Genomic DNA, 13,902 nt, shown 5'->3' with positions numbered 1-13,902 from the left:
GCGGCAGAACACGAGCAGGAATCCACCATCACCAGGCCAGCCGTCACTCCACACGGCACTCGCATCCGGAAACGTTCCGCCATGCTTGTGACCGCCTTGACGGCTGCCATGTTCCTGTCGGGTTGCATCGCAGATCGCACGGGACAGGGTTCCACGACGCCGGTCCCCACTCCGACAGTCGCCCTGCAGGCAGCCCCCGACAGCAATGCTCCGCTCGAAACGACGCAGGCCTCGAACAAGATCCCTGTGTATTGGATCGGCCGCAGCGACACGGACACGTTCCTGTACCGCGAATTCCGTGACAACCCGGGCAACGAGAACCCCATCACCACAGCCCTGCGGATCATGATGTCCCAGAAGCCGTTGGATCACGACTACTTCACGCCGTGGCAGAATCCGAGCAGCCTGGCGACCACGATTTCCGGTAAGAACGTTGTCACGGTGGATGTTTCCCGTGACGCGTTCAATTCCAATCTCGACGGCGGGATGGCGCAGCGGGCGATCCAGCAACTCGTCTATACCGCCACTGCCGCGGCAGCGAGCTCAGGCCTCATCGATGCCGGACAGCAGATCAAAGTGGCCATCCTGGTGGACGGGCACACAGACTATATGGCGTTCGGGCAGGTCAAGCTCGGCGACCCCATGGTCCGCGACGCCACCGTGGTGGCACCCGTATGGATCATCGACCCGCAGGAGGACCTGACCTTGCCTGCCGGTCCGGTCAAGTTCAATGGTCGGAGCACGGACCCCTCGAAGAAACTGCACTGGCAAATCCTTCGGGAGAACTCAAACGGCGACAAATCGTCCTACTTGGCCGGGCAGACCACCGCTTCGACCGTACCGGGACAGGGTGGCGTCTTCAGCCTCACCGTGGGGCTCGGAGCCGGCCGCTATGAATTGCGGGTCTCCTTGGTCGGTCCCAACGACGCCGACGTCCCGACGGATACCCGCTCCTTCAACGTCCGCTGATCGAGGGGTCTTCCTACCAGCGCCCTAGAATGTCGCTGGCCAGTACGACGGCGGCAGGACCCGCCGTCGACGAGCGAAGCACGTGGTGGCCCAAGAGTGCGGTGACGGCGCCGACGTCGCTGAGCTTGGTCACTTCGCGCGGTGAAATGCCGCCCTCCGGGCCGACGATGAGCAGGACTTCCCGCCCCGCGTCGGTGTCCTCGCCGGAAATCCCGCCGCGCCAATTCTCCAGGACGTCGCGCAAGGGACGTTTCGCGTCCTCGTGAAGGATGATCGCCAGGTCAGCCGCGGCTACCGCCGCAGCCAGCCCGGAGCCGTCGACGGCGGCACGCACCTCGGGAATCCACGCGCGCCGCGCTTGCTTGGCGGCCGCGGTGGCGACGGATTGCCACTTCGCGTGGGCTTTGGCAGCCCGGTCGCCCTTCCAGCGGACGATCGAACGCTCGGCCTGCCAAGGCACGACGGCGTCAATACCGAGTTCCGTTGCCGTCTCGACGGCAAGCTCGTCACGGTCGCCCTTCGCCAGCGCCTGGACCAGCACAAGCCGCACGGCCGGGCGGCCTTCCTCCTGGACGGCGGAGGCAAGGACGGTCAAGGTACCCTGCCCGGATCCGGCCACGGTGCCCGTGAGCCGCTTACCCGCACCGTCGGCGATGTCGACCGCTTCGCCGATTTCCAGGCGCTTGACCGTGACAGCGTGCCTGGCTTCGGCGCCGTCGAGCACGAAAGTGTCACCGGTGCCGAGTCCGTCCAAGGTTCCGGCAGCGGTGAAGAATACGGGGTTGCTCACCGCTACAGGTTACCGAGCTTGTCCCGCAGCTTCGCGAACATACCGCCGCTGGCCACGAGCTTGCCCTCGGTGAACTGCTCTCCGCGCAATTTGGCCAGTTGGCGGAGCAGCTCTTCCTGGGCGGCGTCTAGCTTGCCGGGCGTCTCCACATGCAGGTGCACCTTGAGGTCTCCCCTGCCGTAGCCGCGCAGGTGGGTGACGCCCAGCCCGCGAAGGGTGATGACTTCGCCGGACTGGGTGCCGGACTTGACGTCGATCTCCTGGGGGCCGTCGAAGGTCTCAAGCTGCAGTTCCGTGCCCAATGCCGCGGCGGTCATGGGAACACTGAGCGTTGCATGAAGGTCGTCGCCTTCACGAAGGTAGGTGGAATCGCTGTTTACCCGGATCTCCACGTAGAGGTCGCCGGGAGGCCCGCCCGCAGGACCTGCTTCGCCTTGCGACGACAGCTGGATGCGGGTTCCGGTGGCGACGCCGCCCGGCACCTTGACGGTCAGCGAACGGCGGCTGCGGATGCGGCCCTGGCCGTTGCATTCATTGCAAGGATCCTTGATGATCGAGCCGAAACCTTCGCACGATCCACACGGTGCCGCGGTCATGACCTGGCCGAGGATCGAGCGCACGGCCCGCTGGACCTGGCCCGAGCCGCCGCAGATGTCGCAGCGCTCCGGGTGGGTGCCCGCGCGGCAGCATGAGCCCTCGCACGTGGGGCAGATGACAGCAGTGTCCACCTCAAGCTTCTTGTTGACGCCGAAGACAGCCTCGCGCAAGTCGATGCGCACACTGATGAGGGCGTCCTGCCCGCGACGCATACGTGATGCGGGCCCCTGCATGCCGCCACCTCCTCCGCCGAAGAAGGTGTCGAAGATGTCCTGGAACGCGAATCCCTGGCCTGCGTAGCCGCCGCCGAAACCGTTGTCCGTCCCGTTCTCGTTGCCTGTGGCGTCGTAGACGCGGCGCTTCTGGGGGTCGGAGAGGACCTCGTAAGCGTGGGTCACGGCTTTGAATTCCTCCGCAGCGCCGGCCCCGGGGTTCACATCGGGGTGGAGCTTACGTGCAAGCTTGCGGTAGGCCTTCTTGATCTCCTCGCCGGTTGCTTCCGACGAGACGCCCAGAACGTCATAGTGACTGCTCAAAGTCGGTATCTCTTCCTTTATTACGGGTACACTGCGTTTCTTGCGGGGCGGTTCCAGCCGAAGCCGTCAACCGCCCAGAATGCGGGAAAGGTAGCGTGCGACGGCACGGACGGCCGCCATGGTGTTGGGGTAGTCCATGCGGGTGGGTCCAAGAATGCCGATCTTGGCGCTGCTGCCCGGACCGTAGCCCGTGGCAACCACCGAAGCCTCGGAGAGGCCGTCATAGGGGTTTTCGCGGCCGATGCTCACCGTGACTCCCCGGGGGTCTTCCGCCATGTCCGACAGCAGCCGCAACATGACCACCTGCTCCTCGAGCGCTTCGAGGACAGGGCCGATGCTCAGGGGGAAGTCCACGTTGGAGCGGGCCAGGTTGGCCGTGCCGGCCATGACCATGCGTTCATCGCGGCTCCGGTCGGCGAGCCTTTGGAGACCGTGGGCAAGGGCGCCTGCAAGGTTCCGGAGCGCCGGCGGGCACAAGGCCACCACCGAGGGAAGGACTTGGGGCATGAGGTCGAGCTGTGAGCCCGCAATGCTTCCAAGGAATCGCGCGCGCAACGTCATGAGCTCTTCGTCGGCAGTGTCCGCAGCTGCGTGCACAACGCCTTGTTCCACTTTGCCCGAATCCGCGATCAGCACTACCAGGACCTGGCGCGGTGCCAAAAGGACAAACTCGATGTGCCGGACGCGTGCGCGGCTCAGGTGCGGATACTGGACGACGGCGACCTGGTTGGTCAGTTGGGACAGGAGCCGGACCGTGCGCTCCAGGATGTCCTCGACGTCGTCGGGGCCCTCAAGCAACGAGTGGATGGCCCGGCGCTCCGCAGCCGACAGCGGCTTGACCTCGGAAATGCGGTCCACGAACAGGCGGTAGCCCTTGTCCGTGGGGATGCGGCCTGCACTGGTGTGCGGTGCCGCAATGAGGCCTTCCTCTTCCAAGAGGGCCATGTCATTGCGGATGGTGGCGCTCGACACTCCCAGATGGTGCCGTTCGACCAAGGCTTTGGAGCCGACAGGCTCGCGGGAGTGAACGTAGTCCTCCACGATGGCGCGTAACACTTCAAGCTTGCGTGGTTCGCTCACTGCCCACCTCCATTCAACAACCGGTACTTCTACAGTTAGCACTCAACATGCCCAAGTGCTAACAAGTCTAGTATGAGCCACCTCGTTGTTAGCATTGGTACCGCTCGCGGCGAACATGATGCCCGCGCGGTCCGGCGGAATGCCAAGGACCGTGACCGATCCCTTAGCGCAAAGTGGTGTGAAGACCGTGTCTTACGACAATTGGGGCCCGCAAGACCTCTCCTCGCCGGCCAAGCGGCAACTGCCTGAAGTGCCCGTTGAACGCGGAATGGTGCTCGAGGACGTGCAGTCCGGTTGGGTCGGGGCCGTGACCAGGGTGGAGAAGTCCGGAGGCATGCACATCGTGGTGCTTGAGGACCGGCGGGGAAAAGCGAAATCGTTCCGGCTTGGTTTCGGATTCCTGCTGGAAGGGCAAGCGGTGAAGCTCCTCCCGCCGATGCCGCGCGCGGCGGCCGCAAAGGGCGCGTCGCAACCGGGCAGGACGGCGTCGGGTTCCGTCCGGGTGGCCGGCCAGCGGGCCCAGGTCGCCAAGGCAAGCCGGATCTGGGTGGAAGGCAAGCACGACGCCGAGCTTGTGGAAAAGGTCTGGGGAGACGATCTGCGGGTGGAGGGCATCGTCGTCGAGCCCTTGCACGGCGTGGACGATCTCAAGGCGGCCATCGCCGCCTTCTCCCCCGGCCCTGGCCGCCGGCTCGGAATCCTGGTGGATCACCTGGTGCCGGATTCGAAGGAGTCGCGCATCGCTGCCGACGCCATGACGTTGCCGGGCGCCAAAGGAAACGTCCTGATCGTCGGTCACCCGTATGTGGACGTCTGGCAGGCAATCCGGCCCAAGGTGCTGGGGATCGAACAATGGCCGACCGTAGCGCGCGGCACGGATTGGAAGACCGGCATCCTCAGGTCGTTCGGTTGGCCGCACGAGACGGCCGAAGACGTGGGACTGGGTTGGCAGAGGCTTCTGGGCGCCGTCCATAGCTACGCCGACCTGGAAGCGTCTTTGCTGGGTCGCGTGGAGGAAGTGATCGATTTCCTGACCGTCGCATGATGGTTTGGATGCCTCCGGGCCCGGACGTGGTCGTCCGATCCCGTGCCGAGCAAGTATTCTGGGACAGCAACACCGCACCTATAGATACTCGAAGGAAGAAACTGTGGCAGACAACGCTCCTGACGATCGGGACGGCGCCTCGGGCCAGTCCCAGTACCGCGGCGTTCCTGCCAACGCGCTGCCCTTGACCGCGTCGGAAGACCGGCAATGGGCAACCCTGGCGCACTTCGGCGGGATCCTTGGATGTGTTCCGTCGCTCCTGATCTACCTGATTTTCCGCGAACGTGGTCCGTTCACGGCCCAGGAATCAAAGGAAGCCCTCAACTTCACTTTGCCGCCGACGATTGCCGCGGTGCTCGCCAACATTCTCGTCTTGCTCCCGGTGGTGGGAAACCTGTTCGCGGTCCTTGCCACGGGAATCTGGGTCGCGGTGACCTGCTTCTCGGTGTCCGCTGGAATCCGCGTCAACCACGGACAGCCGCACCGCTACCGCTTCAACCTGCGCTGGATCAAGTAGCCGCTCTTCGCGGGTGCCTATGACGGTTCGCGCGCCCGCCGTCCGCGCCGGACGCTAGTCCGGAAGGATCCGGCGGACCACGGCATCTGCGAGCAGCCGGCCCTTGAGGGTCAGGACCAGCCGTCCTTGGAAGGCCGCTGCGGGTTCAACCAGGCCGTCGGCAATGAGGCCTGCGACGGCGTGACGGCCCACTTTGTCGAGCGCGTCGACTTGAAGCCCGGTGCCGAGCCGCGCCTCCAGCATGATGCGTTCCACTTCCCGGGTTCCGGCGTCGAGCGTTTCGCGTCCAGCGGCCGGTGAGGCCCCGCTACCAAGCCTGTTGGCATAGGCGGTGGGGTGCTTGACGTTCCACCAGCGGACGCCGCCCATGTGGGAATGCGCACCGGGCCCGATGCCCCACCAATCGTCTCCCCGCCAGTAGGCAAGGTTGTGTTTGCACGCCTGTTCGGGAGTGCGGGACCAGTTGCTGACCTCGTACCAGTCCAGCCCTGCGGCGCTGATCAGCTGGTCGGCGAGTTCGTACTTGGCGGCGTGGTCGTCGTCGTCGATCCCGGGAACTTCTCCGCGCCGGATCTGTGCGGCCAGCTTGGTGCCTTCTTCCACAATCAGCGCATAGGCGCTGATGTGGTCCGGGGCGTAGGACAAGGCGGTCTCCAGGGACGCCTGCCAATCAGCCATGGACTCACCGGGAGTGCCGTAGATAAGGTCGAGGCTCACGGCAAGGCCGGCGTCGCGCGCCCACTGGACCACCAAGGGGACCCGGCTCGGTGTGTGCGTGCGGTCCAGGACTTTGAGCACATGAGGGACCGCCGACTGCATGCCGAAGGAAATCCGCGTAAAGCCGGCGTCGGCGAGCAGCCGGAGGGACTCCGGCGTCACGGAGTCCGGGTTGGCTTCAGTGGTGACTTCGGCTCCCGGTTCCAGGCCCCAGCGCCCGACGGCGGCCGTCAGGATGAGTGCCAGATCTTCAGCAGGGAGCAGGGTCGGGGTGCCGCCGCCGAAGAACACGGTGCTCAGGGGGCGCTGCGGCAACCCGGAGCCGTCCATGGCCCGGACGGCGAACTCCACTTCCGAAATGGCAGTAGCAGCGTAGGCGTCCTGGGAAGCGCCGCCGCCAAGCTCCGTGGCCGTGTAGGTGTTGAAATCGCAATAACCGCAACGCACGGCACAGAAGGGTATGTGGACGTAGAGTCCAAACTTCCGTGAATCGACGCCGTCAAGCACTTGCGGCGGCAAAAGGCCGTCCGCAGGTGCCGGATCCCCGAGGGGAAGAACGCTAGGCACAGACTTCCCCTCGTGGCTGTCCTGTGCGCACCGCTACAGCGTGCGCCGGTCCCGCAGTGTTCCGGGCGAACAGCCCCATTACTTCCTGGCCTTGTCCTTGGATTCGTCGGTGGTCAGGGCTGCGATGAACGCTTCCTGTGGAACTTCCACCCGGCCCACCATCTTCATGCGCTTCTTGCCTTCCTTCTGCTTTTCCAGAAGTTTGCGCTTACGGGTGATGTCACCGCCGTAGCACTTGGCAAGGACGTCCTTGCGGATGGCGCGGATGCTCTCACGGGCAATGATTCGCGAGCCGATGGCTGCCTGGATGGGCACCTCGAACTGCTGGCGGGGAATGAGCTCGCGCAACTTGCCCGTCATCATGACGCCGTAGGCGTAAGCCTTGTCGCGGTGGGTGATGGCGCTGAAAGCGTCAACCTGCTCGCCCTGGAGCATGATGTCCACCTTGACCAGGTCGGCGACCTGCTCGCCGTCGGCCTTCCAGTCCAGCGAACCGTAGCCACGGGTCTTGGACTTGAGGATGTCGAAGAAGTCGAAGACGATCTCGGCCAGCGGCAAGCGGTACCGGATTTCCACGCGATCCTCGGAGAGGTAGTCCATGCCGCCCATAACGCCGCGGCGGCTCTGGCACAGTTCCATGATGGCGCCCACAAACTCATTGGGCGCCAGGATGGTGGCCGACACCATCGGTTCGCGGACTTCGGCGATTTTGCCGGTGGGGTATTCGCTCGGGTTGGTGACGTGCAGGACCCGCTTGTCCTCCAGCGTGACCTCATATTCAACGTTGGGAGCAGTGGAGATGAGGTCGAGGTTGTACTCGCGCTCAAGGCGCTCACGGGTGATTTCCAGGTGCAGCAGGCCAAGGAAGCCCACGCGGAAACCGAAGCCCAGGGCGGCAGACGTCTCCGGTTCATACACCAGCGCTGCGTCGTTGAGCATCAGCTTCTCGAGGGCATCCCTGAGCACGGGATAGTCCGTGCCGTCCAAGGGGTACAAGCCGGAGAAGACCATGGGCTTGGCATCGGCGTAGCCTGCAAGGGATTCCGAAGCGGGCTTGGCGAGGTTGGTCACCGTGTCGCCGACCTTCGACTGGCGGACGTCCTTCACGCCGGTGATCAAGTAGCCTACTTCGCCGACGCCCAGACCCTTGGAGGGGGTGGGTTCCGGAGAGCTGACACCGATCTCCAGGAGCTCGTGAGTGGCACGGGTGGACATCATCTGGATTCGCTCGCGCGGGTGCAGCATGCCGTCCACGACGCGGACGTACGTGACCACGCCGCGGTATGTGTCATACACGGAGTCGAAGATCATGGCGCGGGCCGGTGCGTCGGGATCGCCGACAGGGGCTGGAAGATCGCGGACGATCTTGTCCAGGAGGGCCTCAACGCCGACACCCGTCTTGCCTGATACGCGCAGCACGTCCTCCGGGTCGCCGCCGATCAGGTTGGCGAGTTCCGCCGCATACTTTTCGGGCTGGGCGGCCGGGAGGTCGATCTTGTTGAGCACCGGAATGATGGTGAGGTTGTTTTCCATCGCCAGGTAGAGGTTGGCCAGGGTCTGGGCCTCGATGCCTTGAGCGGCGTCCACCAAAAGGACAGCGCCTTCGCATGCCGCCAGGGAACGGGAAACCTCATAGGTGAAGTCAACGTGGCCGGGAGTATCGATCATGTTCAGGGCGTAGCTGGCGCCGTCAAGTTCCCAGGGCATGCGGACAGCCTGGGACTTGATGGTGATGCCACGTTCGCGTTCGATATCCATGCGGTCCAGATACTGGGCCTTCATGTCGCGGGACTTAACGACGCCGGTGTACTGCAACATGCGGTCGGCCAGGGTGGATTTACCGTGGTCGATGTGGGCGATGATGCAGAAGTTCCGGATGATGGCCGGATCTGTCGCGGCGGGCACCGGTGCGGTGCGGGCCATGGGAGACACGCAGGGTCCTTACTGTCGATACTCACACGGCCGGACTCCGGACTGGTCTGGACCATTCCGGCCGATGCCGCATATCTGAACTAATAGTCTCCCATGAACACGACGCCGCTTGTGCACTGTGGCGGCAAGGGAAAGTACGGTGGAGCCATGGCATCGGACACACATTTGCTTGGCAGGCTCCTCAAAGGCTCCCTGGGCTACCTTCGACGGATCGTCGGGGCACCCGACGGCACGCCCCGTCGCCGATCCCTGAAAGCCGGGAGCGCTGCGAAGGCGGGCCGGACCGGGGGCGCAGGCACCGGCGTCGGGCAACTCTCCCGCCCCTACCCTGGCGACTTCCGCGGCACCGTCTCCCCGCGGTACTCCCCCAACCCCGACGGCAAGCCCGACCCTGGCGAGATCGTGTGGTCCTGGGTCCCCTATGAAGAGGACTATTCCCAAGGCAAGGACCGTCCGGTCCTTTTGATCGGGCGCGACGGCGGGTGGCTGCTCGGGCTGATGCTGACCAGCAAAGACCACGACAACGGCCGCCGCTCAGATGGCTACGTCGACATCGGCACCGGCGCCTGGGATCCCCAGGGACGGCCCAGCGAGGTCAAGGTGGACCGGGTGGTGCGCATCAATCCGGCGGACGTCCGGCGCGAGGGTGCCGTCCTCGACAAACGCACCTTCCAGCAGGTGGCCCGTCGGCTCGATGGGCAACACGACCGGGCCTAGAGGCCAAATCCCCGGAAATGCGCCGAGTCTGATAATATTTATGGCTGTGTGTCCGTGCAGGTCGACGGCCACTCATGGTTGGCTGCCATAGGCATCCCCACGCCGCTCAGTCGATGGCCAACCTGAAAACCCTCTAGACCATTTTCCGCATTAAAAAGAGAGTTCACACACGTGGCTAATATCAAGTCCCAGAAGAAGCGCATCCTCACCAACGAGAAGGCTCGCCTGCGTAACAACGCCGTCAAGTCTGAGCTGAAGACGGCCATCCGCGCCGTTGCCACCGCCGTTGAGTCCACGGACAAGGATGCCGCTGCAAAGGCTCTTGTTGCTGCTAGCCGTAAGCTGGATAAGGCTGTCAGCAAGGGCGTTATTCACAAGAACAACGCTGCAAACCGCAAGTCGGCGATCTCCAAAAAGGTCAACGCACTCTAAGGTTTATCCAGTTCGACTGAGCTGAACGTGAGGCCGGCACCCCTTGGGGGCCGGCCTCGGGTATTTAAGATTGGTGGTTCCATTGAGAATTCGGAAATATACGTAGCGCCTGACAACCTGGGTGTCTTGGGCGGCTTAGCGGCCCCGAGCCGAGGTGGCAATGACGGTGACCGCGTGCTCCACCGCGTATACGGGATCCCGCGAGAGGCCCTTCACCTGGGCATCCGCTTCAGCCGTGACCTGGATGGAACGGATCAGGCCTTCCGGAGTCCAACGGCGGACATCCCGTTGCGCCTGTTCCACGAGCCATGGCTGGATGCCGAGCTGTTTGGCGATCTGTGCCGACGATCCCTGGGCACCGGCAACCTTGGCCAGAGTGCGGAGCTTCGCGGCGAGGGCGGCAACCAGCGGCACCGGGTCGACCCCGGTGGCGAGGGCATGCCGGAGGCTGGACAGGGCCTGAGGCCCATTGCCGGCCATGGCTGCATCCGCAACCTTGAATGCCGTGGCTTCGACGCGGCCACCGTAGTAGCGCTCCACTGTGGCTGCGTCTACCGCTGTAGTAGCGTCCGCGATGAGCTGGTTGCATGCGGCGGCGAGCTCGGAAAGGCTGGCACCTACTGCATTGACGAGGGCCTGGACAGCCTCGGCTTCGATGCGGCGGCCGCCTGCCTTGAATTCCGAGACGACGAACGCGGTTTTCTCGGCGTCCTTTTTCAAGGGCTGGCAGTCCACCACCGGCCACCCGGAAGACTTGATGGCGTCCAGAAGCTTTTTGCCACGCACCCCGCCGCCGTGGCGAAGGACCAACACGACGTCGTTCTCCGGTTGGGCGACGTACTTCATGGCATCGGCAAGGAAGGCATCGGTCATTGATTCGAGGCCTTCGATCTCGATCAGTTTGGCCTCATCGAACAGCGACGGCGTGACGGCCATTGCGAGCGAACCGGACTCGTAGCTTCCGGCATTGAGCTTGCTGATTTCCACTTCCGGTGCCACGGTCCGCACCTGGGATCGGATCCGATCCATGGCACGGATTCCAAGGTATTCCTCGGGGCCGGTGATAAGCACTACCGCGGACGGGGCAATGTCCCGCCAGCTGACGGTGTTCGCCGCGGAGGGTTTAGCCTTGGAGACCTGGGCAGCAGCCAATGTCGCTTCCTTCCAGAAGGGTTTTTGCAGAATCCCAGTCTCCCACGTTGAGCGTCCTGGGTGGTGATCTTCAAACTCGCGGCCTGCCTTCCGGTTCGGCGGCGGGTCCCGGGACGGCTCCCGGTCCGGCGGCGGACAGCAGACTCCCCCGCGGCTATTACAAACACTAAGCGGCGGTGCAACGACAGTACGGCGGACCCCGCCCACGTTGGATGCAGGGCTAGCCACACCAGCAGGATGGCGACAACCGACCAGAGAGCCATGGTGGCGATTCCCGTGGGACCTTCCGGCCACGGCAAAGCCGCTCCTGGGAGCCCGGCGAAGAACCTCGCGATTGCCGCCACGATTCCCGCGCTGGCCCCGGCAACGGCTATTGGAACCATTGCAAGCCAAGGAAGCAGCGGAACGAGGGGAACCGCGATTGTTCCCAGGATCGTCACGGGTGCGACAAACGGGGCAACTGCGATATTCGTCAGTAATGAGTAGCTGGAGAACTGCGGTTGCAAGGCCACGATCACCGGGCTGCACAGAAGCTGCGCCGCCAAGGGAACGGCAACGGCGGAGGCCAGCCAGGAAGGCACCCAGGCCGGAGCCCAGGACGCGATAGGCCGTGCCAACAGGACAATCCCCAGGGTGGCGAGGACCGACAAAAGGAATCCGATGCTCGTACCAAGCGAAGGATCCAGGATGAGCAGGCCAGTCACGGCAAGGCAGAGAAAGCCCAGGCTCCGGCCCCGCCTGCCGGCACTTAGCGCGCTGAGGCCGATCGCACCCATGACCGCCGCCCTCAGGACGCTCGCGTCCGGCCCGACAATCATGACGAAGGCCGCCAAGCCTCCGAGGGCCACGATTGCCGCCACTCCCCTCGCAAGTCTGAAGCTCCTTGCCAGTAGCACCAGGCCGCCGAGGATGAGGCTGCAGTTAGCGCCGCTGACCGCGGTGAGGTGGGTGGTGCCGGTGGTCTTCATGGCCGTTTCCAGGCCTTCGTCCAAGCCGGTGGTGTCGCCCGTGACCATTCCGGGTAGCAGTCCGGCTGCGTCGCCGTGCAACCACTCAGCGGCGGAACTGAATTGTTTTTTCAATTGGGCGGGACCTTGGGGAATGTTGGCAAGTGCTTCCGGCCTGTCGTGTGTGTCCGGACTGTGCTGTGCGTCCTTGTGCCGCGGGTCCGGCCGCATGGGTGGGGTGGCGGCGGCAAGGACACCGGTTTCGACTTGTCCTGGCTTTGCAGGCTTTAGCTTTCCGGCGGTTCGTACCTCCTGTCCCGTGACCACCCGGTCCCAGCCTTCCCCTCCTGTCAGCAGAATCTTCGTGCGGGCGCGGGTCAGCATGCCGTCGGCCGCAATATCAATGATTTCGGCTGGCACGGCCCACCGTGCCGATCCGCGTGAATCGGTGCCTAGCTCGCGCGGCTCACCCACTATCACCGCATGAATGACAACCGAGTCGCGCGACGCCGCAGCCTCGGCAACCGGACCTTCTTGGCGCTGTCCGGCATCCATTGCTGCGTGGGCGGCCACGGCCGCCCCGAACAAGCACGCGACGGCGAAAGTGGCGGGAAACGTCCTCAAGCTTCGGGCGGCCATGGACCGGGTGGCGAGAAGAACACCCGCGGCGGAGAGCAAAGCCACGCACATGATTCCTGTCCACAGTGAAGGTAGATAGGCGGCTGCTAGGGAAACAGCCCACGCGAGAAAGGCCGACGGGGCCAGCCGAAGGTCTACACGGCCCGGGCTCACCTTCACTCCGCTCACCCTAGACCGTCACCAAAGGCAGCAGGGATTCCATCATCTTGGGACCGACACCATCCACTGCGTCGAGATCCTCTACAGCAGCGAACGGGCCGTGCTGCTCGCGCCATTCGACGATCCGCTTGGCGAGGACAGGACCGACCTTCGGCAAGGCGTCGAGTTCCTCAGCGGTTGCGGTGTTGAGATTGACTTTGCCGCCGACAGACCCGGCACCGGTGCTCCCGCTAGTTGGAGCTGCGCCAACTGGCCCGGCAATCTGCGACGGAGCCGCCTCCCCCATCCGCGGAACGTGGATCTTCGCGGCGTCCTGCACCACCGCCGCAAGGTTGAGGCTGTTCAGCTCGGCTGCAGGATCCGCACCACCTGCGGCAGCGATCGCGTCGAACACCCGCGCTCCCGTGGGAACTCTGACAATCCCGGGATTCTTGACCGCACCCGCAACGTGGACTGTAAGCAGCCGTGCTCCATCGTCGTGTTCCGAAGCCCCGTTGCCATCGTCGCTTTTACTTTCCGTGCCCGCTTTCGGAGTTCCTCCCGCAAGTGAACTTCGGACGACGGGCTCAGTGGTCGGGTGCCCGGACCAGGACAGCCAAAGGAACCACACCACCAGCAGCAAACAAGGCAGAGCCAGCAACATTGCTACGCGCCATGGCGTTCGCCACCGAAGCCGTGATGGAGAACGTGCCTCCGAGGACAGCTCTTCGGCGCCTGACTTCTGGCCCGCGTCGGCCTTGCCCGAGCCAGCCGTCATCAAGGCTTGCACAGGAAGCAGAGGCTCTGTTTTGTTGACGTGGGCCGGCTGCCCGTCGGCGTCGTGGTCGGTCGATGGTGCAAGACGAACAGCGAACCGGAGCCGGGCGGCACTCGCAGCATCATCCGCGGGCGAGGCTCGGTTCCTGCGTGGCATATCCACGAGCCTAGGCGCCCGCATCCGCCGCAGCAGCAGGGAATGCCCCTATGTGGATAGGGCCACCGCAGGATGCCTGTGGAGGATCAGTGGCCGCGGGACACCGCCTAGCCCGGGCTCATATTTGGAAGTAGTGGTTTCTTCGGGGTTTCCGCTGCGGGTCGGTGTGGGGTGGCGGGATGAACCAGGGGAT

13 protein-coding genes are annotated in these 13,902 nt (G+C 64.4%); 5 read left to right on the top strand and 8 right to left on the bottom strand.

The window, feature by feature from the left end; all coding sequences use genetic code 11:
* Positions 1–81: 81 nt before the first annotated feature.
* Positions 82–969, top strand: a complete 888-nt coding sequence (locus BMF89_RS00440) for a GerMN domain-containing protein (protein ID WP_078105119.1) — start codon at positions 82–84, stop codon at positions 967–969.
* A gap of 13 nt (positions 970–982) precedes the next feature.
* On the opposite strand, the gene BMF89_RS00435 is transcribed toward BMF89_RS00440, so the two are convergent.
* From BMF89_RS00435 to hrcA, 3 genes are all read right to left on the bottom strand, one after another.
* Positions 983–1,759, bottom strand: a complete 777-nt coding sequence (locus BMF89_RS00435) for a 16S rRNA (uracil(1498)-N(3))-methyltransferase (protein ID WP_078105118.1) — start codon at positions 1,757–1,759, stop codon at positions 983–985.
* A 2-nt stretch (positions 1,760–1,761) separates the two neighbouring features.
* A complete protein-coding gene (gene dnaJ / locus BMF89_RS00430; RefSeq protein ID WP_078105117.1) occupies positions 1,762–2,892 on the bottom strand; it encodes a molecular chaperone DnaJ in 1,131 nt (376 codons plus the stop codon).
* A 66-nt stretch (positions 2,893–2,958) separates the two neighbouring features.
* Complete coding sequence (gene hrcA / locus BMF89_RS00425) at positions 2,959–3,972, bottom strand: heat-inducible transcriptional repressor HrcA (protein ID WP_078105116.1); 1,014 nt, start codon at positions 3,970–3,972, stop codon at positions 2,959–2,961.
* A 187-nt stretch (positions 3,973–4,159) separates the two neighbouring features.
* On the opposite strand from hrcA, the gene BMF89_RS00420 reads away from it, so the two are divergent.
* Positions 4,160–5,017 carry a DUF3097 domain-containing protein gene (locus BMF89_RS00420; protein WP_078105138.1) on the top strand — a complete coding sequence of 286 codons (858 nt, stop codon included), beginning with the start codon at positions 4,160–4,162 and terminating at the stop codon, positions 5,015–5,017.
* Between the two features lie 103 nt (positions 5,018–5,120).
* Positions 5,121–5,534: a DUF4870 domain-containing protein gene (locus BMF89_RS00415; protein ID WP_078105115.1), complete on the top strand. Its 414-nt coding sequence runs from the start codon at positions 5,121–5,123 to the stop codon at positions 5,532–5,534.
* A gap of 54 nt (positions 5,535–5,588) precedes the next feature.
* On the opposite strand, the gene hemW is transcribed toward BMF89_RS00415, so the two are convergent.
* Positions 5,589–6,818, bottom strand: coding sequence for a radical SAM family heme chaperone HemW (gene hemW / locus BMF89_RS00410; protein WP_078105114.1), 1,230 nt, complete (start codon positions 6,816–6,818; stop codon positions 5,589–5,591).
* A gap of 78 nt (positions 6,819–6,896) precedes the next feature.
* Positions 6,897–8,750 carry a translation elongation factor 4 gene (gene lepA, locus BMF89_RS00405; protein WP_078105113.1) on the bottom strand — a complete coding sequence of 618 codons (1,854 nt, stop codon included), beginning with the start codon at positions 8,748–8,750 and terminating at the stop codon, positions 6,897–6,899.
* A 147-nt stretch (positions 8,751–8,897) separates the two neighbouring features.
* Here lepA and BMF89_RS00400 point away from each other — a divergent pair, with 147 nt between their 5' ends.
* Both BMF89_RS00400 and rpsT read left to right on the top strand, forming a co-directional pair.
* A complete protein-coding gene (locus tag BMF89_RS00400) occupies positions 8,898–9,467 on the top strand; it encodes a type II toxin-antitoxin system PemK/MazF family toxin (RefSeq protein ID WP_078105137.1) in 570 nt (189 codons plus the stop codon).
* Positions 9,468–9,638: 171 nt separating this feature from the next.
* Complete coding sequence (gene rpsT / locus BMF89_RS00395) at positions 9,639–9,899, top strand: 30S ribosomal protein S20 (protein WP_028267110.1); 261 nt, start codon at positions 9,639–9,641, stop codon at positions 9,897–9,899.
* A 135-nt stretch (positions 9,900–10,034) separates the two neighbouring features.
* Here rpsT and holA read toward each other — a convergent pair whose 3' ends face one another.
* The 3 genes from holA to BMF89_RS00380 all read right to left on the bottom strand — a co-directional run bounded on the left by holA (position 10,035) and on the right by BMF89_RS00380 (position 13,709).
* Entirely contained in the window at positions 10,035–11,051 is a 1,017-nt protein-coding gene (holA, locus tag BMF89_RS00390; protein ID WP_078105112.1) for a DNA polymerase III subunit delta, read from the bottom strand.
* Entirely contained in the window at positions 10,970–12,682 is a 1,713-nt protein-coding gene (locus tag BMF89_RS00385; RefSeq protein WP_171983350.1) for a ComEC/Rec2 family competence protein, read from the bottom strand. Before BMF89_RS00385 ends, holA begins: the two co-directional genes overlap by 82 nt.
* A 124-nt stretch (positions 12,683–12,806) precedes the next feature.
* Complete coding sequence (locus tag BMF89_RS00380; RefSeq protein WP_078105110.1) at positions 12,807–13,709, bottom strand: helix-hairpin-helix domain-containing protein; 903 nt, start codon at positions 13,707–13,709, stop codon at positions 12,807–12,809.
* Between the last annotated feature and the right edge of the window lie 193 nt (positions 13,710–13,902).

Origin of the sequence: Arthrobacter sp. SRS-W-1-2016 (assembly GCF_002009585.1) — a bacterium.
GTDB lineage: Bacteria > Actinomycetota > Actinomycetes > Actinomycetales > Micrococcaceae > Arthrobacter > Arthrobacter bambusae_A.
The sequence above is the reverse complement of the archived record's forward strand: the minus strand, read 5'-3'. Positions and strand labels throughout refer to the sequence as shown.

Bases quoted from the DNA above. Each gene is read 5' to 3' on its own strand.
- BMF89_RS00380 (WP_078105110.1), bottom strand. From the start codon at position 13,709: ATGCCACGCAGGAACCGAGCCTCGCCCGCGGATGATGCTGCGAGTGCC.
- BMF89_RS00440 (WP_078105119.1), top strand. From the start codon at position 82: ATGCTTGTGACCGCCTTGACGGCTGCCATGTTCCTGTCGGGTTGCATC.
- BMF89_RS00400 (WP_078105137.1), top strand. From the start codon at position 8,898: ATGGCATCGGACACACATTTGCTTGGCAGGCTCCTCAAAGGCTCCCTG.